Annotated in this window: 22 protein-coding genes, 1 tRNA gene and 1 riboswitch (1 of these 24 running past the window's edge); of the genes, 13 read left to right on the top strand and 10 right to left on the bottom strand. The window is 42.2% G+C overall.

All coding sequences use genetic code 11. From position 1 onward, the window contains the following. The first annotated feature begins 23 nt into the window (after positions 1-23). Both QNH43_RS24935 and QNH43_RS24930 read left to right on the top strand, forming a co-directional pair. The gene (locus QNH43_RS24935) at positions 24-1,124 is read left to right on the top strand and encodes a CaiB/BaiF CoA transferase family protein (protein WP_283916108.1); all 1,101 of its coding nucleotides are present in this window, start codon (positions 24-26) and stop codon (positions 1,122-1,124) included. Positions 1,125-1,354: 230 nt separating this feature from the next. Then, positions 1,355-1,879 carry a hypothetical protein gene (locus QNH43_RS24930; protein ID WP_076368051.1) on the top strand — a complete coding sequence of 175 codons (525 nt, stop codon included), beginning with the start codon at positions 1,355-1,357 and terminating at the stop codon, positions 1,877-1,879. 147 nt (positions 1,880-2,026) lie between these two features. Here QNH43_RS24930 and QNH43_RS24925 read toward each other — a convergent pair whose 3' ends face one another. Further along, positions 2,027-3,130, bottom strand: coding sequence for a 5-methyltetrahydropteroyltriglutamate--homocysteine S-methyltransferase (locus QNH43_RS24925; protein WP_283916107.1), 1,104 nt, complete (start codon positions 3,128-3,130; stop codon positions 2,027-2,029). An 82-nt stretch (positions 3,131-3,212) separates the two neighbouring features. Then, positions 3,213-3,314, bottom strand: a riboswitch (SAM riboswitch). A gap of 166 nt (positions 3,315-3,480) precedes the next feature. On the opposite strand from QNH43_RS24925, the gene QNH43_RS24920 reads away from it, so the two are divergent. The 5 genes from QNH43_RS24920 (at position 3,481) to QNH43_RS24900 (ending at position 9,400) form a co-directional block, all read left to right on the top strand. Next, the gene (locus QNH43_RS24920) at positions 3,481-3,909 is read left to right on the top strand and encodes a hypothetical protein (protein ID WP_283916106.1); all 429 of its coding nucleotides are present in this window, start codon (positions 3,481-3,483) and stop codon (positions 3,907-3,909) included. Between the two features lie 164 nt (positions 3,910-4,073). Then, positions 4,074-4,616: a glycerol-3-phosphate responsive antiterminator gene (locus tag QNH43_RS24915; protein WP_283916105.1), complete on the top strand. Its 543-nt coding sequence runs from the start codon at positions 4,074-4,076 to the stop codon at positions 4,614-4,616. 227 nt (positions 4,617-4,843) lie between these two features. Next, entirely contained in the window at positions 4,844-5,668 is an 825-nt protein-coding gene (locus QNH43_RS24910) for an MIP/aquaporin family protein (protein ID WP_076368047.1), read from the top strand. Positions 5,669-5,689: 21 nt separating this feature from the next. After that, a complete protein-coding gene (gene glpK, locus QNH43_RS24905) occupies positions 5,690-7,180 on the top strand; it encodes a glycerol kinase GlpK (RefSeq protein WP_283916104.1) in 1,491 nt (496 codons plus the stop codon). Between the two features lie 567 nt (positions 7,181-7,747). Continuing rightward, positions 7,748-9,400, top strand: coding sequence for a glycerol-3-phosphate dehydrogenase/oxidase (locus QNH43_RS24900; protein WP_283916103.1), 1,653 nt, complete (start codon positions 7,748-7,750; stop codon positions 9,398-9,400). A gap of 307 nt (positions 9,401-9,707) precedes the next feature. Here the strand turns inward: QNH43_RS24900 and QNH43_RS24895 are convergent, their stop codons facing one another. The 4 genes from QNH43_RS24895 to QNH43_RS24880 form a co-directional block, all read right to left on the bottom strand. Continuing rightward, a complete protein-coding gene (locus QNH43_RS24895; RefSeq protein ID WP_283916102.1) occupies positions 9,708-10,928 on the bottom strand; it encodes a PucR family transcriptional regulator in 1,221 nt (406 codons plus the stop codon). Between the two features lie 133 nt (positions 10,929-11,061). Next, positions 11,062-12,528, bottom strand: coding sequence for a sodium/proline symporter PutP (gene putP, locus QNH43_RS24890; RefSeq protein ID WP_283916101.1), 1,467 nt, complete (start codon positions 12,526-12,528; stop codon positions 11,062-11,064). A 166-nt stretch (positions 12,529-12,694) separates the two neighbouring features. Beyond that, positions 12,695-14,236 (bottom strand): L-glutamate gamma-semialdehyde dehydrogenase, encoded by a 1,542-nt coding sequence (pruA, locus tag QNH43_RS24885; protein WP_283916100.1) that lies wholly within the window; start codon positions 14,234-14,236, stop codon positions 12,695-12,697. A 57-nt stretch (positions 14,237-14,293) separates the two neighbouring features. Then, positions 14,294-15,211 carry a proline dehydrogenase gene (locus tag QNH43_RS24880; protein WP_283916099.1) on the bottom strand — a complete coding sequence of 306 codons (918 nt, stop codon included), beginning with the start codon at positions 15,209-15,211 and terminating at the stop codon, positions 14,294-14,296. 410 nt (positions 15,212-15,621) lie between these two features. On the opposite strand from QNH43_RS24880, the gene QNH43_RS24875 reads away from it, so the two are divergent. Both QNH43_RS24875 and QNH43_RS24870 read left to right on the top strand, forming a co-directional pair. Continuing rightward, entirely contained in the window at positions 15,622-15,789 is a 168-nt protein-coding gene (locus QNH43_RS24875; protein WP_179086059.1) for a hypothetical protein, read from the top strand. Between the two features lie 176 nt (positions 15,790-15,965). Continuing rightward, positions 15,966-16,133 carry a hypothetical protein gene (locus QNH43_RS24870; RefSeq protein WP_283916098.1) on the top strand — a complete coding sequence of 56 codons (168 nt, stop codon included), beginning with the start codon at positions 15,966-15,968 and terminating at the stop codon, positions 16,131-16,133. Between the two features lie 30 nt (positions 16,134-16,163). Here the strand turns inward: QNH43_RS24870 and QNH43_RS24865 are convergent, their stop codons facing one another. Further along, positions 16,164-16,394 (bottom strand): helix-turn-helix transcriptional regulator, encoded by a 231-nt coding sequence (locus QNH43_RS24865; RefSeq protein ID WP_141992925.1) that lies wholly within the window; start codon positions 16,392-16,394, stop codon positions 16,164-16,166. 270 nt (positions 16,395-16,664) lie between these two features. Between QNH43_RS24865 and QNH43_RS24860 the strand changes: the two genes are divergently transcribed. The 3 genes from QNH43_RS24860 to QNH43_RS24850 all read left to right on the top strand — a co-directional run bounded on the left by QNH43_RS24860 (position 16,665) and on the right by QNH43_RS24850 (position 18,996). Then, positions 16,665-17,060, top strand: coding sequence for a VOC family protein (locus QNH43_RS24860; RefSeq protein WP_283916097.1), 396 nt, complete (start codon positions 16,665-16,667; stop codon positions 17,058-17,060). Between the two features lie 24 nt (positions 17,061-17,084). After that, positions 17,085-17,456: an MmcQ/YjbR family DNA-binding protein gene (locus QNH43_RS24855; RefSeq protein WP_283916096.1), complete on the top strand. Its 372-nt coding sequence runs from the start codon at positions 17,085-17,087 to the stop codon at positions 17,454-17,456. A gap of 328 nt (positions 17,457-17,784) precedes the next feature. After that, positions 17,785-18,996, top strand: coding sequence for an aminotransferase-like domain-containing protein (locus QNH43_RS24850; RefSeq protein ID WP_283916095.1), 1,212 nt, complete (start codon positions 17,785-17,787; stop codon positions 18,994-18,996). Positions 18,997-19,182: 186 nt separating this feature from the next. Here QNH43_RS24850 and QNH43_RS24845 read toward each other — a convergent pair. The 3 genes from QNH43_RS24845 to QNH43_RS24835 all read right to left on the bottom strand — a co-directional run bounded on the left by QNH43_RS24845 (position 19,183) and on the right by QNH43_RS24835 (position 22,078). Next, positions 19,183-19,255: transfer RNA gene (locus tag QNH43_RS24845), tRNA-Ala, on the bottom strand. Positions 19,256-19,532: 277 nt separating this feature from the next. Then, positions 19,533-20,900, bottom strand: coding sequence for a beta-propeller fold lactonase family protein (locus QNH43_RS24840; protein ID WP_283916094.1), 1,368 nt, complete (start codon positions 20,898-20,900; stop codon positions 19,533-19,535). Positions 20,901-21,370: 470 nt separating this feature from the next. After that, the gene (locus QNH43_RS24835) at positions 21,371-22,078 is read right to left on the bottom strand and encodes an MgtC/SapB family protein (protein WP_283916093.1); all 708 of its coding nucleotides are present in this window, start codon (positions 22,076-22,078) and stop codon (positions 21,371-21,373) included. 150 nt (positions 22,079-22,228) lie between these two features. On the opposite strand from QNH43_RS24835, the gene QNH43_RS24830 reads away from it, so the two are divergent. After that, positions 22,229-23,128, top strand: a complete 900-nt coding sequence (locus QNH43_RS24830) for a DMT family transporter (RefSeq protein ID WP_283916092.1) — start codon at positions 22,229-22,231, stop codon at positions 23,126-23,128. Between the two features lie 32 nt (positions 23,129-23,160). Here QNH43_RS24830 and QNH43_RS24825 read toward each other — a convergent pair whose 3' ends face one another. Then, on the bottom strand, positions 23,161-23,301 hold the 3' portion of the coding sequence (locus tag QNH43_RS24825; RefSeq protein WP_076368033.1) for a hypothetical protein. 45 nt of this gene lie beyond the right edge of the window; only the last 141 of its 186 coding nucleotides appear in the window; its start codon lies off the right edge, out of view — the gene reads right to left on this strand; its stop codon occupies positions 23,161-23,163.

Here is a 23,301-nt window from a genome sequence, read left to right as displayed (position 1 = left end):
TGGAAAGGGAAGGTGCACGGCCGATGACCTTATTGACTCATTTAAAAGTATTGGACTTTTCAACGTTACTGCCAGGCCCATTTGCCACTTTGATGCTAGCGGATTTAGGAGCGGACGTTTTGAAGGTAGAGAGGCCGGGAGCAACGGATTCATGGGGTGTGAACCAATATCTTAACAGATCGAAAAAGTCGATCACACTTGATTTAAAACAATCTGAGTCCATCGAATCCGTGAAAAATCTAGTGAAGGAATACGATATCGTCATTGAACAGTTCCGTCCAGGTGTCATGGAACGCCTAGGACTGGGCTATGAGGCACTAAAATGGATCAATCCGAAGCTGATTTACTGTTCCATCACGGGCTACGGCCAGACCGGTCCCTATAAAGACCGGCCGGGACATGATATCAATTATATTTCGATTGCAGGCTTATCAGGCTATTCCGGTACGAAAAAGGATGGCCCGGCAAAAAACGGAACCCAAATAGCAGATCTTGCCGGAGGATCACTGCATGCTGTTATCGGTATATTATCTGCAGTCATTCATAGGGAAAGAACGGGTGAAGGCCAAGCCATCGACATCAGCATGACCGACTGCAGTTTTGCGTTGAATGCCATTTCCGCACCCCTAAGTTTACAAGGGGGCCTCGAGCTTGAACCAGAAAAACTGATGTTGAACGGAGGATCGTTTTATGACTTTTACGAAACGAAAGATGGACGCCATTTTTCGGTAGGAAGCCTTGAGCCCCCTTTTCGAAAAGCATTATGTGAAGCGATCGGTGCACCCGAATTGTATGAACTGAGCATGAAAAGCGATGAAGAAAGCGGAATCAGGTTTAAAACGGCCATCCGATTGGCTTTCCGTGAAAGAGATTTTCATGAATGGCAGGAAATATTCGCTGATTTCGAGGCCTGCGCAGAACCAGTGCTGACCTTCACTGAAGCGGCTGAACACCCCCAATTGAAGGAGAGGGGAATGATCGTTGAGGTACCGGACGGAAAAGGAAAGGCCCAGAAGCAAATCGCCTGCCCGATCAAAACATCGGTTTTCACCCCTGAATATAAACATGCAGGCTTGAGACCGGGACAAAACAACGCAGAAATTCTGCACACCCCCAATCGATAAATGAAGATGTAAAGGCTATCACTTTTCCGAGTTTTTTTGGAAGGAGATAGCCTGTTTTTTTGAAGGTCAAATTAAGCTGGAAACTGCCCAAATGAAGCAGAAGGGGAATCAATGGCACTTGTGGAAAGCAACATAGTGCTACTGTGAAAATTTACTAGTTATAACGAGTTTGGACAGGGTATCAGAGTAGCATCCTGGTAAGAAATTCTGGTAAGGAGGGTTGCTTAAACATGTTTGGTCTCTCTGATATCATTAAATTTCTATTTTCCTTTTTTTTGATCATGCCGATCGTTACGCTGATACATTTGAGCGGGCATATTTTCTTTGTCACGATCTTTGGGGGATCGGAAAAGAAAATCTTGATCGGTTGCGGCAATAAACTTTTCGCCTTTCGGAACATAGAAGTGAGGAAATATTATTTTTGGAATGGGACTTGCGAGTTCAAGGGATTGAAACATGATAATCGATTGACGAATACGCTGATATATTTAGGGGGGGCTATCTTTAATTTAATCAGCATGCTGATCATCTATAGCTTAGTGTATCAGAATATCCTGGACAGCTCGGTGATCTGGTATCAATTCATCTATTTTTCTTTCTATGTTATGTTTTTCTCCTTGTTTCCGATGTATTTCTCGGACGGGTCGCCTAGTGATGGGAAGGCTGCGGAATTGGCCTTGAGGAACAAGCTGGAAGATAGGGTGACGGATGATATATTTGTGAAGAAAATGGATGATGATGATAGCTGCAAGTAAAAAGGGGACGTGCCGGTGACCGTTCTTTTTTGTTTGCCTTCGGATTTAGGATGAATGTCTTTTACGCTTTTTATTATAAGCCTAATCGGCGCGCTTATATTGATGCCGATTAGGTTGTTCGAATGGATTAAAGTCTCTGCTAAAAAATCATTCCCATACTTCTTTTGCTACATCAACGACGAATTTCAGCTTTTCCCATTGCTGTTCTTCGGTCAGCTTGTTGCCGTGATGGGTGGAGGCGAAGCCGCATTGCGGGCTTAAGCATAATTGTTCGAGCGGAACGAAGTGCGAGGCTTCTTTAATGCGTGCCTTTACAGCTTCCTTGTCTTCGATATCCCCATTTTTTGAAGTGACGACACCCAGTACGACCTGTGCCCCGCCATTTGGAATGTATTCCAATGGTTTGAAATCCCCTGAGCGTTGATCATCATATTCCAAGAAGAATCCATCCACTTTCTCTTTTGCCAATAACGTTGGGGCGATACGGGCATAGCTTCCTTCAAACGCCCAAGTCGACTGGTAGTTCCCACGACATAGGTGTGTAGTGACGACAAGATCTTCTGGTTTGCCTTTCAATGCGCCATTAATGACGCGAAGTGCAAGATCGATTAACTGTTCCCTCGTATATTTTCCATCTTTGAACTGGAAATCCGGAGATGAAAGTCTGGCAATATATACATCATCCAATTGAAGATAACGCACACCTGCTTCATAAAAAGCCTTCAAAGCCTGCTGATACGCTTTGATGATATCATTGGCATAGTCTTCAATATCAGGATAGATGTCTTCGTTATGAATGCCTACAGCAAATAATTGGTTCGGACTGGGAATGGTTTGCTTGGCAACGGCACGTCCGTTCACGATTTTGTTCAATTCAATGAAATCACGAATGAAGGGATGTTCAGGGTTGAATGAAACCTTCCCGGTATTGCGAACGTTATATCTCTCCGTTTCCACACCATCGAACGTGAGTCCCTTTTCAGTCACATATCCCTCGATGCCATTTAAATGTTCGAGGAAGTCAAAGTGCCACCATGTTCGTCTGAACTCACCATCCGTCACGGCCTCCAATCCAACTTCAATTTGTTTTTCGACAATCCGATTGATTTCTTCGGTTTCAACTTCACGAAGCCGCTCTGCTGAAATGGTACCTTCCTTAAACTGCTTTCTGGCAATATGTAAACGTTCTGGTCTTAATAAACTTCCGACGTGATCGGCCCTGAATGGTGCTTTCGTTAATGTGATTGACATGTTGCATTCCTTCTTTCCTTTTAAAAATAAAAAACCTCTTCTTAAAAATAAGAAGAGGTGTTGGCAACCAAGCTATATACTCTTCTTATCTTCAAGTTTTTACACTTCTGGAATTAGCACAGTACTTGATCAGTCTGTTGCTGAGGCATCAAAGGGCCAGTCCCTCCACCTCTCTGGATAAGAGTTGTCTATTAAATTAATTATGACTATACAGGTAGTTTTTATAAAGGTCAAGGGTCGAAGGTGGAAGATTTCGAATATACCGATTATTAATATGTGTTACTGCATCAGGGAACCCGGCATATGCTATAACCGACGTTCCGTATGAGCGGCAGGGGGGGAATGCAAGGATGAGTACATTCAATCCATTCAAAAATGGCATACCGATAACGGTAACTGAAGCCATGATAGAGAAAATCATAAGAATGAAATCATATGGTCGGGATATTAAAGTCGAGATTACGCCAAAGCATATCGTGCTTTCAGGAACGACGGAAGTGAAAAAAATGATGTTTAAGAAAAACGTAGCTTTTCGGATTACATTAAAACCGGTTTCTGTGGAAAAAAGAACGATTGTATTTGAATTAGTGGAAATGGAACCGATTGACAGGAATTTCATCAACCAAAGGATATTTAACAGACCGCCATTTTTTGAATTTGAAAAAAGAACGATCAAAATGAATGTTAATGCTTGGAGCATCGTGAGAAAAATTCCCGTTGGCACCATTAAATCGTATGAACTCGTCGAAGGTGCATTGAAAATGAAACTTACTTTATGATCGAGTTTACATACATCCTTAGCCGAAAACTATAAAGGGAGTGCCAGGTATGATAGTGTTATGGTGACATTGGTCATGAAAAAATGTGTTTGATAAATCAAGCTCTTTAAAATATACTAAATGACTTGAAGTTTTGAGTTTTTCGGGGAATGAGGAGGATAATGATGGATCAGAAGATTTTGCCTGCTTCAGCAAGCATGAAGGATTTCGAAAGATTTTTAGAGAGTTCCTATGAAATAGGTGTGTTTCTTGATTTGCATATATCACAATTGAAAAACGTAAGTATGTTGGCAAAGCAGCATAATAAGAAAATGATTTATCATGTCGATTTGATCCATGGCATAAGAAGTGATGAGTACGCGACAGAATTCATTTGTCAGGAATATAATCCATATGGGCTGATTTCGACTAAATCAAGCGTTATATTGAAGGCGAAGCAAAAGGGAGTCATTGCCATCCAGCGAATCTTTTTAATAGATTCACATGCGCTTGAGAAAAGTTATAAGCTGGTACAGAAAACCAAGCCGGATTATATCGAAGTATTGCCGGGCGCCATGCCATGGATGATAAAAGAAGTGAAGGAACGATTGCAGACACCGATTTTTGCGGGCGGACTCATACGTACTTCGGATGAGGTCCTGAACGCCCTGGATGCCGGAGCGTCGTCAATCACCACTTCCAAAACTGAATTATGGGATATCGTCTAATAGGAGAAATTGAAAAAAATTACAGAAAAATAGAATAATTTTTCACGAAATATTGACAGCGTTTTCATAAACTAGTATATTTTACAGTACAAGTTAATAGATGTGACGGAGACTAGGAGATTCACAACAGATCTATTCATAATTTATTTTATGAGGATAGTTCTGCTGTGGATCTCCTTTTATTTGTCGGCAAGGTTAAAGAAATTTATCAGGGGAGGGTTTTATTCATGACTCCATTTTGGGGAGAAGTGTTAGGTACGATGATATTAGTTTTATTCGGTGCAGGCATTGGGGCTGGCTCATCCTTAAAGGGATCCTATGCAAAAGATGCCGGCTGGATCGTAATCACGATTGCGTGGGGGTTGGCCGTTACCATGGGCGTTTTTGCAGTGGGCTCCATAAGCGGGGCGCATTTAAACCCGGCAGTCACTGTAGGGTTTGCCATTATTGGGGAATTTCCTTGGAGTGATGTGCCCGGTTACATCGTTGCCCAAATGATTGGCGCAATCCTTGGCGCAACTCTAGTATTCCTGCACTATTTGCCACACTGGAAGGCTACGGATGATCCAGGAGCGAAGCTTGGTGTGTTCGCGACATCACCTGCGATCCCGCACACATTTTCAAATCTATTAAGTGAGATGATAGGAACTTTCATCCTTATTCTTGGTTTATTATTTATAGGTGCCAATAATTTTACAGAGGGTCTAAACCCTTTCGCTGTCGGGTTATTGATTGTCGTGATCGGGATGTCACTTGGGGGAACGACAGGATATGCGATTAACCCGGCCCGCGATCTGGGGCCGCGCATCGCTCACTTTTTGCTGCCGATACCGGGTAAAGGCAATTCCAATTGGGGCTATTCATGGATTCCGGTCGTTGGACCGATTATTGGGGGTTCACTCGGTGCCGTTTGTTATAAAGCATTCTTTATGGGAGAAATAACAGCAGGATTTTGGTCTGTTTTGGGTGCAAGCCTGGTACTATTGATATTAGCCTATGCATTTGGTAAAAAACAGTCACATGAATTGGAAAGCAGAAATATTGCCAGTTAATTAAAAGGAGGGGCATGCACAATGGAAAAATACATTTTATCATTAGATCAAGGAACAACGAGTTCGCGGGCGATTTTATTTAACGAAAAGGGGGAAATCGTTCATTCCTCCCAAAAGGAATTCACGCAGCATTTCCCTAAACCAGGCTGGGTCGAGCATAACGCCAATGAGATTTGGGGTTCGATCTTGGCGGTCATTGCCGGTGTACTATCTGAATCCGGTGTAAAGCCAGAGCAAATTGCCGGGATCGGGATCACCAATCAACGTGAAACGGCAGTCGTTTGGGATAAGGAAACGGGTACCCCTGTCTATAATGCGATCGTATGGCAGTCCAGGCAAACAAGTGAAATCTGTGATGATTTGAAGGAAAAGGGACTTAATGATCTATTCCGGGATAAAACGGGATTGTTGATAGATGCTTATTTTTCCGGAACGAAAGTGAAATGGATCCTCGATAATGTGGATGGGGCACGGCAAAAGGCGGATGAAGGCAAGCTGTTATTCGGTACCATCGATACTTGGCTGATCTGGAAGCTATCAGGAGGCAAGGCTCATGTAACGGACTATTCCAATGCATCTCGGACATTGATGTACAATATCCATGAACTGAAATGGGATGAAGAGTTACTTGAGATATTGACTGTACCAAAGTCGATGCTGCCGGAAGTGAGACCATCCTCTGAGGAATATGCACGTACGATCGAATATCATTTCTTCGGCCAATCGATTCCGATCGCCGGGGCTGCCGGTGATCAGCAGGCAGCATTATTCGGCCAAGCCTGCTTTAATGAAGGAATGGCTAAAAATACGTATGGAACAGGCTGTTTCATGCTCATGAATACAGGAACCAAGGCTGTCAGTTCCGAACACGGACTATTGACGACCCTTGCCTGGGGGCTGAATGGGAAGGTCGAATATGCACTGGAGGGCAGTATATTCGTAGCGGGCTCTGCAATCCAATGGCTGCGCGATGGTCTGCGGATGCTTCATGATGCCAAGGACAGCGAAACCTATGCAAAACGGGTGGAAAGTACGGATGGAGTATATGTGGTACCGGCTTTTGTAGGACTTGGAACTCCATATTGGGACAGCGAAGTGCGGGGAGCCGTTTTTGGTTTGACGCGCGGCACATCCAAAGAACATTTCATTCGTGCCACACTTGAATCACTGGCATATCAAACGAAGGATGTCCTTGATGCAATGGAGGCGGATTCAGGAATCGAGCTCCAGACCTTAAGAGTGGATGGCGGGGCAGTCAAGAATGACTTCCTGATGCAATTCCAAAGCGATTTATTACGGGTGCCCGTGGAGAGGCCGACCATAAACGAAACCACAGCATTGGGTGCTGCATACTTAGCTGGCCTTGCTGTCGGGTATTGGAAGGATCAAGAAGAAATCTCCCGGCAATGGGCGGTGGACAAAACCTTTAAACCATCCATGGAAGAGCAAGAAAGTGAAAAATTATATGTAGGCTGGAAAAAAGCTGTACATGCCGCTATGGCATTTAAATAAAAAACAAGATGTATTCTTTCTCAAACGAGCTGGAGTATGCTATAATGAAATCAAGTTAATAACTCGGCCGGAGAACAGGAGAGACCATGAATGCGTTATCGTTAATTCGATAATGTCATTTGTGGTCTCTCTTTTTGTTTTTAATGGCAGATTAGGGATATTAATATCTATATAAACTATGCGAACAAAGAACCAATTGAATATAATGACCGAACTCACGAGTAAACAGTTCAAATTCACGAGTAAACAGAGCAAATTCACGAGTAAACCGTGCGAATTCACGAGTAAAAGTGAAGAATTCATGAGTAAACGCAGAATTCACGAGTAAACAGTTCGAATTCACGAGTAAACCGTTCGAATTCACGAGTAAACCGTTCGAATTCACGAGTAAACCGCGTGAATTCACGAGTAAACAGAGCAAATTCACGAGAAAACCGTGTGAATTCACGAGTAAATGCAGAATTCACGAGTAAACCGTGCGAATTCACGAGTAAACAGAGCAAATTCACGAGTAAACGCAGAATTCAAGAAAAAATAGAATGCAATTTTCCAAAGGAGGAGTCATGCATGAGGTTTTCAAATATATATCGGGAAGAAACGACCGAACTTCTGAAAAAAGAGAAATATGATGTGGTTGTCATTGGCGGGGGAATTACCGGTGCAGGGATTGCCCTGGATGCAACGACCCGTGGAATGAAAGTGGCTTTGGTTGAAATGCAGGACTTTGCAGCAGGTACTTCAAGCCGCTCGACAAAACTTGTTCATGGCGGATTGAGGTATTTGAAGCAATTTGAAATAAAAATGGTTGCAGAGGTTGGTAAAGAGCGGGAAATCGTTTATGAAAATGGACCGCATGTTACCACGCCGGAATGGATGCTGTTACCCATGCACAAAGGCGGCACCTTCGGGAAATTCAGTACCTCCATTGGCCTTCGTGTATATGATTTCCTTGCGGGGGTTAAAAAAGCTGAACGCAGGAAAATGCTTTCGGCGGAGGAAACCCTAAAACGGGAGCCGCTCGTTAAAAAAGAGGGACTGAAGGGCGGAGGCTACTATGTTGAATACCGGACAGATGATGCACGTCTGACGATTGAAGTGATGAAGGCGGCTGTCGATAAAGGTGCAACACCGATAAATTATACAAAAGTGGAGAAATTGTTATATGACAATGGCAAGGTGAACGGCGTCCAAGTTGCCGATTTACTTTCAGGTGATTCTTATGAAATATTCGCAGACAAAGTCATTAATGCAGCAGGTCCATGGGTCGATTCCATTCGTGAAAAAGACCAATCGAAAAAAGGGAAAACGCTGAAGTTATCTAAGGGTGTTCATGTGGTCATCGACCAATCGAAATTCCCGTTGAAGCAGGCGCTTTATTTTGATACGCCTGATGGCCGGATGATTTTTGCCATCCCGAGAGCCGGTAAGGCCTATGTAGGGACAACGGACACTTTTTATGATGGTGACCCTGCAGTGCCGACCGTTACTTCCGAAGACCGTGCCTATTTATTAAAGTCGATACATTATATGTTCCCAGAAGTGAACATTACGGATGATGATATTGAATCAAGCTGGGCTGGAGTAAGGCCATTGATTCTTGAAGAAGGGAAGGATCCTTCTGAGATATCAAGGAAAGATGAAATATGGGAGTCCGATTCGGGCCTTATCACGATTGCGGGGGGGAAATTGACCGGTTATCGCAAGATGGCAAAAACGACGGTCGACCTTTTGGCGGGGAAGCTTGCCCAGCAATCCAATAAAACTTACCCAGCCAGCAGCACTAAAGGAATGCCGATTTCCGGAGGGGATGTCGGGGGATCAAGCAACTTCACCGATTATATCAAGCAACATATCCAAATGGGAGTTGACTCAGGACTCACAGTTAAGGAAACCGAAGAGATATTGGCCATGTATGGGTCCAACGCACCTATAATATTCGATATCGCAAAAAGCGAAGGAGACGGAGGAGCAAGCAGTGGCCTTCCAAAGAAACTGTTCGTACAGCTGAAATACGCACTAGATCATGAAATGGCCGCAACTCCAGTTGATTTCTTCTTCCGCAGGACAGGGACGCTATTATTCGATATCGATTTAGTTCAAACGCATAAACATGCAGTGATCGATTATATGGCTGGATATTTTAGATGGACGGAATCAACAAAAATGGAGAGAACCAATCAATTGGAACAAGAAATATCGGGTGCGATTAGAGTATCTTGACCTATATGCATTAACATGACGCCGGCGGCATCGCTGGCGTTTTTTTCATGGCCCCTTTTCTTGTTTCATTCCGCAAAGTGGAAGAACCATTGAAACTCTTGGTCTTAGCAAACTATCGAAAGAGGAAATCATGGATTTCGTTCTTACTGGGACGCATAAAGTTTCCATATAAGGTGAGTCTAGTAAAACCGTAATTACCCTTTAGACAGATAATAGGTGAAACATATATAAGGAGAGAGGAATACGGCAGACACAGCCGCATTTCTTCTCTCCTTATTGAATTTCCAAAACTCAAAAACCGGACGCTTTAAGATCTCTGCTTAATAAGCTGTAAATCGATGTAAAGTTGCATTCTCGAATGAAAGTCATCAAAATCGATTGAGGTGAGATCGGTTATTTGATTCAATCTATATTTCAATGTGTTGGTATGAATGTATAGCTGTTCAGCTGTAGGTTTGATCCGGCAATTGTTCAACAGATATATTTCCAGTGTTTGAAGGAGTTTGGTTTGGCTTTCCTGGTCCTTCTTTTGAAGAATCTCTAAATCCATATTGATATAATTCGTTTTAGTATGATGGTTGGAGATCATTTCGAGGTAACGGAAAATCCCAAGCTTGCTATATTGGAAGGGAAGCTGTTCAGGTTCACCGATGAACTTGGCTGCGTTGATCACTTCCAGGGCTTCGAGATAGGATTTTCTTAATTGAAGAATCGAAGAGTACTCATTTCCGATTCCCGGGAATACCTTTTTGTCATTGAATTGGGAAAGAACGGTGTTCGTTAAATCATTGGCGCTATCGGTAAGCAGATCCTTCCCTTTTCCGTTGCTGCCAATCAAGACGATGATCTTCAATTGGTTTGTGAATACATGGGTAAAATGATTCAATGCATTGGCGAATAGACTGACTGTATCCGCTAATTCATCGAAATGTTCCGCATCGGATTGAGCGATGGTAAAGACATTGACAAGGAAAGTTTCGGGAATGAGAAGACTCATATTGGCGGCTTCCCATTTTATTTGATTTTCCGTTTGATAGACTTCGTCAATGACCTTTTGATAAAACTCATTTTTTTCTTCATCTTTTTTCATGTTTATCTGTTTTTTCTGATAAAGGAGCTTGCCGATATGATGGGAAACTTCATGTAAAAATTCCAAATCGGAATCGGTCATCATTTCCGTTTCTTGGACCCAAATGAATCCGAATACCTGTCCTTTGTGAACGGCGCTCACTACGACTCTTTGATTTAATCCGATTTCCTCGATTTGTTTCACCCTGAATGGATGCTCCACGGTTTTAAGCTGCTCGACAATGCCCTCATCCATGAATTTTTCCAGAATTGGAATCGGCCAATGCTTTGTGAAGATGGTTTGCCGATTGGCTTGGTCGAAGTGCTCGATATAATATGAACTATATGCCAGCAATAAAAATTGGTCATTTTCGATGACGACTGGTTTTTTTAAATAAGTGCTGACCATATCCGTTATATCGTTGATGTTTGTGAGAGTCAGGATTTTTTCTAATGACATATATGGCCCCCTGTATTTTTTTGAAGTGTATGACAACTTAGTTTAATAATACTTTTAAACTAATGATGTGTATAGGGGCAAGAACAAAGAAGGAACGGTATATGAAAAAATACCGTTCCTTTTAGGGGATTTATTATTGTTTTAATGTTCTTTTGAATTCTTCGAATTCCGCTTCTACTTCTTTTGATGGTTTCGCTGTAAGAAGACTGACCACGATGATGGCAATCAAGCTTGCACCAAAACCAGGAATCATTTCATAAAGCGTATCTGATAATCCTGCCATCGACCAGAGGATGACAGTAGCGGCACCGACGACCATCCCCGCTAATGCCCCCCATGTTGTCATGCGTTTCCAGCAGAGGCTTAGTAAGACCAATGGACCGAATGAAGAACCGAATCCAGCCCAAGCATACCCGACAAGTCCAAGAATCGTGTCATTTTTCTCCCAAGAGAGAATAAGCGCGATGATTGAAATGATCAGTACTGAAAGTCTGCCTAGGAAGACAAGCTCCTTATCTGAAGCGGTACGACGGAAGAAGGTTTTGTATATATCCTCGGTCAAAGAGCTGGCTGTGACCAAGAGCTGCGAAGAAATCGTGCTCATGACGGCTGCCAGTATGGCTGAAATCAAGAAGCCAGTAATGAATGGGTGGAATAGTATTTCCCCTAACTCAATGAAAATCGTTTCAGGATCAGCTAACTTGAGTCCGTTCTGGTGATAATAAGTGATTCCGATGAATCCGGTCAGCATGGCACCAACAGTGGAGAAAATCATCCAGCTCATCCCGATAGTACGGGCTTTCTTTATTTCCTTAACAGAACTGATCGCCATAAAGCGGACAATGATATGCGGCTGTCCGAAGTAACCCAGGCCCCATGCAAATAATGAGATGATGCCTAAAAAGCTCGTCCCTGTGAAAATATTCAATAGGGCTGGATCAATGGAACGTGGCGTGTCGATCGATGGACCGAAACCGCCAACATGGAAAAGGGTGACGATCGGTACAAGAACCAGGGCCACGACCATGATCAGTCCTTGAACAAAGTCTGTCCAGCTTACTGCCAGGAATCCACCGAATAAAGTATAGGCAACGGTGACGCCTGTCAGGATCCATAGACCTGTATGGTAATCAAGGCCAAATGTACTTTGGAATAAGACTCCGCCGGACACCATTCCGGAAGAAACGTAAAAGGTAAAGAATACGAGAATAACCAATGCCGAAATGAACCTTAAGATCCGTGAGCCCTCACCAAAACGATTTTCCAGGAAAGCGGGAATCGTAATCGAGTTATTGGCGACTTCCGTATAGGTCCTCAATCTTGGTGCAACATACAGCCAGTTCGCATAGGCTCCTAATGTGAGACCGATTACAATCCAGATGGAACTTAGACCTGTTGCGAACATGGCACCAGGCATACCCATTAAAAGCCAACCGCTCATATCCGCTGCACCGGCGCTTAATGCAGTGACAGCAGGTCCAAGACCTCGGTCGCCCAGCATGTAATCATTTAAATTGGAGGTTCTTTTGTAAGCGAAGTAACCGATGAGAAGCATGCCAGCCATGTAAATGCTGATCGAAAGTATTAATGCGTAATCCATAAAAGACTCCCTTCAGGTTGAAATTTATAATTTTTTGTTTTAAAAGAGGAAGCAACCTATTTGTCACTTCCTCCATTTAACCTCATTTTGGTTCCCGTATCCAGAATGGAAGATACGAAAACCATAGAGGGTTCAAATCATCTTCAAATTGCTTGATCGAACATTATCAGAATGTTTCGGATGTTGTTTTGGCTTGCATATGAAGCTGCAAGTAGTCCGGGCCGCCTGCTTTGGAATCAGTTCCTGACATGTTGAACCCGCCGAATGGCTGATAACCTACGATTGCACCAGTACAGCCACGGTTGAAATACAAGTTCCCCACATGGAATTCTTCGCGTGCTTTTTCCATGTTAAGGCGATTTGTCGTAATGACAGCCCCAGTCAAACCATATTCAGTGTTATTGGCAATCTCCAGAGCTTCGTTAAAGTCCTTCGCTTTTGTGAAAGCAACGACTGGTCCGAAGATTTCTTCTTGCATCAAGCGGGCTTGCGGATCGACATCAGCAACGATTGTCGGTTGAACGAAGTAGCCTGTAGAGCTATCTCCTTCTCCTCCAGCGAGAATGCGTCCTTCTTCTTTCCCGATTTCAATATAGCTCATGATTTTGTCAAAAGCAGCTTGATCGATAACTGGTCCCATAAAATGATTTTCTACAGGATTACCAACTGTTAGTTGTTTTGTTAATTCAACAGCGCGATCTAATACTTGATCGTATACATCTTCTACGATGACAGCACGGGAACAAGCAGAACATTTTTGTCCCGAGAAGCCAAATGCAGATTTCACGATCGACTGAGCAGCCAATTCAAGATCTGCCTCTTTGTCGACGACGATCGTATCTTTTCCGCCCATTTCAGCAATGACACGCTTCAGCCAAATTTGGCCTTCGTTCACTTCAGAAGCACGTTTGTAAATGCGCAGACCTACATCACGTGAACCGGTGAAGGAAATGAAACGTGTTTTTGGATGATCAACCAGGTAGTCGCCCACTTCGGCTCCGCTTCCTGGAACAAAATTCAACACACCTGCTGGAAGGCCGGCTTCAAGCATCACTTCAACGAATTTTGCAGCAACGATTGGAGTAGTCGAAGCTGGTTTCAAAAGGATCGTGTTACCAGTAACGATAGCGGCAACAGCTGTACCTGCCATGATCGCAAATGGGAAGTTCCAAGGAGAAATGATGATGCCTACCCCTAATGGAATGTAATCATAGCGGTTAAATTCCCCCGGACGGCTTTGAACAGGCACACCATCTTTAAGCGTCAGCATTTGACGGGCATAGAATTCAAGGAAATCGATCGCTTCCGCTGTATCCGCATCAGCCTCATTCCAAGGTTTTCCCGCTTCTTTCGTCAATAACGCAGAGAATTCATGCTTGCGTCTGCGAATGATGGCAGCAGCTTTGAATAAAACGTCAGCACGGATTTCCGGCTTCACTTTTTTCCAGCTTTCAAAAGCGGTAACAGCTTCCTGCATGGCTTTTTCAGCAAGATCCCTGTTCGCTTTCGATACCCGGCCGATGACCTCTTGTTTATCTGCAGGGTTATATGAAACGATTTTCTCATCAGTCGTCACTTTCTCTGCCCCGATGTAAAGAGGGTAGTCTTGCCCTAAGTAGCCCTCAACAGTTTGAAGTGCTTCCTGATATGCTTTTTTGTTTTCCTCGTTTGTAAAATCAACAAATGGTTCGTGTTTATATGAAATCATTGATAATCACACCTTTTAATAGATTTTTTGTAGCAATTAATAATGTTGAATGTATATTTAGCTCCTGACCATCCCTTTGAAGGCAAAGGCAATATTGGATGGCCTTTCTGCAAGCCTTCTCATGAAGTATCCATACCAATCCAGACCATATGGTACATAGACGCGCATTTTGTAACCTTGCTTGACCAATTCGTATTGAGTTTTGTTTCTCATGCCATAAAGCATTTGAAATTCGAATTGTGTATTCGGGATGTCGAACTTCTTGGCCAACTCTTTTGTATATTCGATGATTTTGTCATCATGTGAGGCAATGGCCGTATAATTTCCGTTAAGAAGACTTTGCTTAATCAACTTTTTATAGTTTTCGTCTACATCATTCTTTTCGGGAAAAGCCACCTCGGCAGATTCCTTGTAGGCACCCTTTACAAGACGGAGGAATGGCTTATATTGGGCAAGGTCCTCCAAATCCTTCTCTGTGCGGAATAGATATGCTTGTAGAACGGTACTTATGCAGCTGTATTTTTCTTTGAACTGTCTAAAGATATCGATTGTTGCCTGACAGCGAACTTCATCTTCCATATCGATCGTGACCATGACTTTGTGTTTTTCGGCTGTATCAAGAATTTTCGTCATATTCTCGATTACGAGTTTATGATCGATATCAAGTCCCAGAGAAGTCATCTTCAGAGAAACCTGTGAATCAAGTTTTTCCCTGCTGATCATTTCGATGGTTTCGATGCATTCTGCCGTCCGTTCCTGAGTCACTTCCTTAGAATCAACGAATTCCCCAAGATGGTCTACTGTAACCGACAAGCCGCTATTGTTAAGTTGTTTAATGAATTTAATGGAACTTTGGAAATCAGTTCCGCCGATGATCTTTCCAGCAGCAAAACTTCCTCCGCTTTTTTTAGCAATATTATTAAGCAGATTATTTTTAGATAAAAATAAGAAAAAGTCCCTTGTAATGGCTTCCATATAAAGCGCACCCCCTAAGAAGATGTATTTCAATAAATTAAGCTTACGATTTTTCGACAATATTCTCAATGTTCTTAAAAAACAATAATTCTGTCATTTGTTTGTCGGTTTTGGACAAATGAAAAGGTTTACATTTTCTCTTGTATGTTCGGATGAAACGAAGGTTTATAATTTAACTTAAAGAGAAACGCTAGAGATAAAGCCTTTATCAGTAAGTAATGATGGTGAGTGACATCAATGAATGCGTTTAAAAAGTGGCATCTCGACCATAATCATCCAATACGTTATAATGAACCTTATTTAACAGATTGGGCAAAGTCCAAGAAAAAACGATAAATGAAGCTTTCAGAAGTAAAATGGATGTAAAACCGTAAAATTAAGTCGCATCGGCAAGCCGGGGAGGGTAAGGAATGATGGATGCTGTACTTGAAGAACTTAGAGAAACATCAGGATTGATAATAGGATTAATCTTGGCCCTGGTAATAATGGGTCTGATCGGTTATGCCCTTACGAATGTACATGAATCCATTGTGTCACCTGTGGTGCGGTTCATAAAGAAAATGGTTAGTCGAAAATAGCTCAAGCGGAATACATAACCTTTTGTCCCTGATCGATAACAAGCACTTGTTTAAGGAAATCACTGCAGGGGGTTTGTCTAAAAGGGACAAAAGAACCGCAAGATATACATATCATCCGAAAACCCCCGCTCCTAATGGAAGTGGGGGTTTTTAATTTTCAAATTCGGGGGATGTCGTTGAATCTTATATATACACGGAAACTAGGTGACTTCAAAGTGGGAGGGTTCGCTTGGGAAGTTAAGGATATGCAGCTGCTGGGTGACTTTATTCCAGCGATAGGTAAGCATGGTTTAGGGGGGCATGGATATGAAGAGCATGAACAAGAATGGAACAAATACATTTAGCCCCGGCCATTACGCTAGGGCCCATTTTGTTTACAGATCAAAGTAGTCATCCGCCTTTGCGCCAGCATCAATGCTGCGAACCGCCTTCATGATTTTCTTTAAAACTCCGGCCGACGGCACATATTTAGGATCGCTGCAAACTCTGCTTATCGTATTACGTGAGATTCCTGATGCACTTACAAACTCTTCTTGTGTATATCCGTGCTTATCGATTAATTTACCGACCTTGCTCCGCAGTTTTCTCTTCCCGAATCTAAACATTTTGATAACCTCCTAGAATTATTTACTAGCAGTCTAGTCCAACTTTCACAAAATTATACGCATAGTTTCGCAAATTTTTGATAAACAAACGGTTATTCGGTATTTGAAAAGCGGCTCCCGGGTCTTTCTAAAAGGTTATGACAGATTGTATGATGAAGCTTCAATTTCTTTGAATTTATTTCCATTTAAATTATAATAATAGATGGTTAGCGAACACAGACTGAATAATGTAAGTAAATGATTAATTCATATATAACTTAGGAGGAAATCATGGGAAGAATAGTTCATTTCGAAATTCATGTGAATGACATGGAACGGGCAAAGAAGTTTTATGGAGAGGTATTTGGATGGTCATTTCAAGATTGGAGTGAGTATGCAGGTATGCCTTACTTTGGAGCGGTAACTGGCGATGAGAAAGAACCTGGGATCGATGGTGCTTTGATGCAGCGTCAAAGTGCTCCGCCGGATACAGACCAAGCATTAAATGCATTTGCTTGTACAATGGGCGTGGAAAATTACGATCTAACGGAAGCTAAAATTATTGAGAATGGCGGCAAGGTCGCAATGCCCAAATATGCCCTGCCTGGTATGGCTTGGCAAGGATACTATATTGATACAGAGGGCAATATATTCGGAATTCATCAACCCGATGTGAACGCAAAATAGAGTTGATAATAGGTGAATTAAAACATGAAATCAAAAAACACGGAAGCCATGCTTGAAATTGCACGCACCATCTGTCTTGCACTGCCCGAAGCTGTTGAACATATTGACGGTTTCGGTCACAATACTTTTAAAATCAGTGGAAAGTCCTTCGTGATTTCAGGTGAAAGCGAGGAAGGATTCAACTTGTCGTTCAAGTCAGATCGAGAAACTCAAGAATTATTGCTACAGAAAGAGAATTTTTTCAAAACCCCATATATAGGACATCACGGTTGGGTTTCTATTCAAAATCCGGATAGGGGAGACTGGGATGAATTAACCTATCTAATTAAAGAAGCCTATTTACGTGCGGCACCGAAGCGTTTGGTTAAGAAATGGAATGAGCTGCATAAAAAGTGAAGAAAGGCGGACGATCTGCCTTTCTTCACTTTTTAGGATCTTTTATCAGCTTTACAGGTACTGATAGGCAAAAACCACTTCATCTATACACATGAGTTTTAAAGAAAATGGCTCCTATTCCATTGGAGCGGCCAAAAGAGTTCTGTGTAAAAGAGACTCCGGAATTTCCTAAAAGAGGCTTTGTTGTCTCTCATCAGACGAAAGTTTAAAATTAATTTCAGTTTTTTTTACAAAAGAATGACTATCTGCGTGCATCATGAAATAAGCAGCTATCTTCAAAAATCGCGAGAATCAATCGGGTTTGATTGACGGAAAGGTGTATGGTTGAGTGAAAGTTGAATCTTTTTTTTCTGAGAACATTAAAGCGGCACTTAAGAATGATCCGCCCGGTGCATGGATGCCAGATTTGCCAGATGGTTGCATTCGCTTGAGTTCAGGCTATCCTGATCCTGCTCTCGTTCCTGCCGAGGATCTCAAGGTAGCTGTAGCCAGACTTCTTGATGAGGAGCAGGATTTGCCGCTCCATTATATCGGGAGTCCACGAATTGCAAGACTTAAGCATCAAATCCGAAAAAGATTGGGAGAGCGTGGAATTTGCATTTTGGAAGATCAGCTTTTGATTACATCAGGAGCTTGCCAGGGGATTGATCTTATTGCCCGCATTCTTCTTGATGATAAAGCGGTCGTAGTGGTAGAGTCTCCCACCTATATGGAAGCTTTAGAGATTTTTCAAAACTATACGAAGCAGATTATTAGTATACCGATAGATGAACAGGGACTACAAACGTACCGATTAAAAGAAATGCTGGATGAGAGGAAACGTACAGGTCTAACCCTCCCGCGTTTTCTATATACAATCCCAACCTTTCAAAATCCAACTGGGACGACCATGACAATTGAGCGCCGGAAGCATTTATTGGAGCTTTCCATCGAGTTTGACTTCCTCATTATAGAGGATGATGCATACGGGGAATTATCCTTCGATAAAAATCCGGTGCCAATAAAATCTATGGATAAATGCGGGCGAGTCCTCCAACTTGGGTCATTATCCAAGGTTGTTGCGCCAGGAATGCGGATTGGATGGATAGCAGGAGAAAGTGAATTCATTAAGGCTTTCGAGTGGTTTAAAAAAGATCTAGACCATCCATTTGCTCAAAGTACAATGGCTGTATACCTAGAAAACACTGATTTTGAGAAACGGCTCGACCTACTAAAAGATGTGTATCGTTCTAAATGTACTGCGTTAATCCGTGCGATGAAACAATTTCTTCCAGAATCCGTTTCCTGGTATGTACCAGATGGTGGTTACTTTGTCTGGATGAGAGTTCCGGGTGTTGATACGTCGCATCTATTATCACAGGCACTGGCTGAGGGTGTTTCATATGTTCCAGGGAAATACTTTTTCTTGGATCAAAACGATGGAACCGAGTTTCTCCGGCTTTCGTTCAGTTATGCCAATGAGAAAGAAATAGATGAGGGAATTCGAAGACTAGGACAGCTTATCGCATCTTTTTTCATAGATTCTCCTGAAGGATTGTAAGCTCCAAGCTATTTCAAAGCTTTTTTTTAATGAATTTGAATGCGCCTGCTTCCGTATAGGAGGTAGGTGCATTTTGTTAATAAAAGGAGATATACTTCCGAACATGCAAGAAGAAGTGGCTTGATCCGCTCGTTTATTTCTTTTAGGCCAAAGAAAAAAACCCTTGCTATGCAAGGGTTTTTGGTATGGAGCATAGCGGGATCGAACCGCTGACCTCTACGCTGCCAGCGTAGCGCTCTCCCAGCTGAGCTAATGCCCCGTATTAGGTACAATAATTATTTTATCGGATTTTGGTGAAAAGTCAATATAAAATATGAGATTTTTGCAAAAATGATAAAAAAACCGTTTGAGGGCAGTCAAACGGATCAGACTATAGACTCGATGAATCGAGTTAACCTACAGTTTTTTTGTTTATACGATTGAGACTAGCCGCAAAATGTAATCATTAAGAAGGAGGGATGGTCCTTTCATTGGCTTTTTCAACATTAGATTTCTATGTGCCGCTTATTAGCGTTCCTGATTCCTTGTTATTGCGCTTATTCCTCAAAAATCTTTTTATTCAATACATACCAGACATTATTGACGCCGTGCCCATTTATATCACCTGCCTGTTTATCTTTCACATAGTAATAGAGTGGATGCCCTTTATATGTGGTTTGTTTTTGTCCGTCATCTCTTATGATTGTTTTAAAGTCATTTTTGTCGAATCCATTATGAGAGATGATGTTATCTGCATGGAATGGCGGCCAAATTTCAAGACATGGGCCTTTGCAATTACTGACACTAGAATCATCTTTTGTGAAATGATAAAGTGTCATTCCGTCTTGATCTGCTAAATATTTGCCCGCTTCGTCAGATTCTAGTATTTTAAGCTTATATTTTTTTGGCTTATCCTGAATCATATCCGTGATGGTGTATGTTTTAACATCAACACGTGCAATGGAGAGATCCCGATTCAGTACATAAGCCTGGTCCCCATCATGGCTAAAGACGATTGCTTGCCTTGGTTCTTTGAAACCCCCAATTGTTTTAACTACACGGTGATCAGCGACATTGATCACGTCAATCGTATTATCAGCTTTGTTGCTTGCAAAGAGGAGTTTGTCATCAGGTGATAGAGCCGCGCCATATGGCTCACGTCCCACTTTGATTTCACCCTTTATATTACCGTCTAACGTATCGACTGCGGAAATGCTGTTGCGTCCGCTGTTTGCGGCATATAATGTTCCTCCATCAGCGGTAATCGAGATTCCGCGTATACTGGAGAACCCTGATATTTCACGAATGATTTTTTTAGTGGTGGCATCAACGATGGACACTTTATCTCCTTGAAAGTTCGTGACAAAGATATATTTTCCGTCTGAAGAGACTTTGATGCCTTGCCTTGGTTGGGCGAAACCTGTAATGACGTCAATCGGTTTTCGTTTTTCCAGATCGACGACCGTGACGGAATTATGTGCTTGATTATTCACATACAATGTCTTTCCATCGGGACTGACAGCAGTCCCGAATGCCCCTGGACCAACGACAACTTCATTTTTTAAGGTGAAATTTTTAATGCTGTAAAAGCGAAGTGTGCCGAGTGTACTGTCTGAGACGACAAACTCTGAACCGCCATCAATGAACACGATGTTTCTTGGGGAAACGAAACCATCAATCTTTTTGCGCAACTTACCTTTGGTGAGATCATAGACCAGGATGGATTGTTCACGGCTATCCGAGACAATCGCTATTTGCTCATCCGGACTTACTGCAAGGGAATTGTTGGTGATGTGGGTGTCAAAGCCTGTCCCTAACACCGGGCTTTTACCTTTAGTAGAAGTAGCTCCAATTACATTTGGTATAAAAAACACAAATAGTAAGGGGATAATCCATATACTTTTTAACTTCATTTTTTTAAACATGACTCACCTCGGGGAATTATTTTCTTGATAATGTTTAAATCCCTGTCAATTTCTTGCTGGTTGTCCTGCCCACCTTCCTTTGAAAAATTTAATCAAGCCGGAGTTCATCCTTTCACTATATAAACGTATAGAGAAGGATATCGGTTTGATTATTTTGCAAATTTAAAAAAATATGTATGTAGTGGACCCCTTAAATAATAAGTAATGGATCAGGCCACAGTGAAGTCTCGTAACACTAGACCTTTTTCATTGTTGCGGAAGTTTCGATTGCTTTGTGCAGGCAAGACTTAGCCATTAGTATTAGAGGATGCCCAATTGGACTTTGCCAAGGGTCAAAAGTGATCTAGCATAGTGGGCTTGTAGAGGCTTGATCTCTTAATGTTGAGGGAAATTCAAAGAGGCTCGGATTGTTTAATTCCGAACCCCTTTTTTCTAGTGAACTGTTCGAGGGCAGTCAAATGGTTTTATTATCATGTATTTTCGATCTCTACCCTTTTAATCTCCTTAAGATTGGAGACGGTGTAATACACTTCCGATGTTCTGATTTTATGATCGACCAGAACTTTAAGCGTCAAAAGGTGGTTGTCATTTGCTACATCTTTGATTCTAAGGTTTTTGATGAATATTTTTTCGTCTTTGATTTTTTTCAGTACGATGGCAATGTCATCTTTATTCTGTACTACCAGCTGCAGATAGATTTCTTTTTGCCTTAACTTCATCGGTCCGAGCCAGGTGACGATTGCGGGCACCAATTCGACACTTATGATCAATAGGATGACACCAGCTATTGCTTCGAGAAAAAATCCTGCTCCAACGGCGATTCCGATTCCCGCCGCTCCCCAGATGATGGCGGCTGTCGTTAAACCGGATATGCTGTTGTTGTCCCTCCGGAGAATGACGCCTGCGCCGATAAAGCCGACGCCGGAAACAATCTGAGCCGCTAGACGCAAGGGGTCCATTGTGATATTTACGTCGTCGCTCCCCGGGAACTTATAAGCGGATTCCATGGAAACGATCGTTAATAAACAGCTGACGATTGAAATGACCAGGCTTGTTTTTAATCCAACGGGTTTTCGTTTCATTTCTCGCTCTAGTCCGATAATTAGTCCAAGGAGAGCCGAAATCCCCAATTTGATAAGGATTTGCAATTCCGATTGAGGGTCGAATGTCCATTCCATTTTGTTTCACCACTTCCGAATTATTATCGAATAATAAGATCGTCTATTGCCATATACCCGTTTTCTAAAAAAAGCTACCCTAATAATTTTAACATAGTAGAATAGAGTTCAATGAAACGTAATTCCGTTGAAAGGAGGAATTTAAGTCAAATGCCAAAAGTGAATCCTTATGTAGCGTTAGCGATCGGTGTGGCATCCGTATCGTTTTCGGCCATCCTTGTTAAATTGGCGACCGCTCCATCGGGTGTTATCGCCTTTTACCGTTTATTATTTACTGTCCTTCTTATGTTGCCGGTTTTCTTGGTGAAATACCGTCATGAACTTAAGTTCATTAATAAAAAGGATTGGCTGTATTCGATTGTGGCAGGAGTGTTTTTGGCTTTTCATTTTATTTTATGGTTTGAATCGCTTAATTACACATCGGTCGCGAGTTCAACTGTGCTTGTCACCCTCCAGCCTTTATTCGCTTTTGCCGGGGCCTACCTGTTTTTTAAAGAAAGATTTTCAATGAAGGCGATATTGAGCGGCGTCATTGCAATAGCAGGCAGCCTTGTCATTAGCTGGGGTGATTTTAGAATCAGCGGTATGGCGCTTTGGGGAGATATTCTTTCGCTTATCGCATGTGCGCTGGTAACCGGTTATTTACTGTTTGGTCAAAATGTTCGAAAACGCATCTCTTCTATAACATATACTTTTGTCGTGTATGCAATCAGCGCTGTCGCATTGTTTTTCTATGTGATCTTCAAAGGAGAGGCATTGGCGCCTTATCCTGCTTCCGATTGGATCTATTTCGTTTTGCTTGCCATTTTCCCGACTTTATTAGGGCATTCTTTATTCAATTGGTCACTGAAGTGGTTAAGCACTTCTACGATTTCGATGGGGATCTTACTAGAACCGGCGGGAGCGACAATTCTGGCTTACTTCATATTGGATGAACCGATACTCTGGACGCAGGTCCTTGGAGGTACCATCATATTGGGTGGTTTGATGATGTTCTTAAAGGATGAAAAGAAAAGCAAGGTAAATAAAGAAGCGCACATTTCCGTATAAAAGCAGTAAGTCTCCCGACTTACTGCTTTTATTTAATAGGGGTGAAACAAGTAGGTGATCCGTGTGAAGATCAAAGCAAAAGTAAAGCTGAATAAAAACGTCGTACCATTCACCTTGCCTTTTTCTCTGCTGAACTTGATGGCTTCATAAAAAGCGGTACTGAATAAGTAAAG

This window comes from Peribacillus simplex, assembly GCF_030123325.1.
Taxonomy (GTDB): Bacteria; Bacillota; Bacilli; order Bacillales; family DSM-1321; genus Peribacillus; species Peribacillus simplex_D.
The sequence above is the reverse complement of the archived record's forward strand: the minus strand, read 5'-3'. Positions and strand labels throughout refer to the sequence as shown.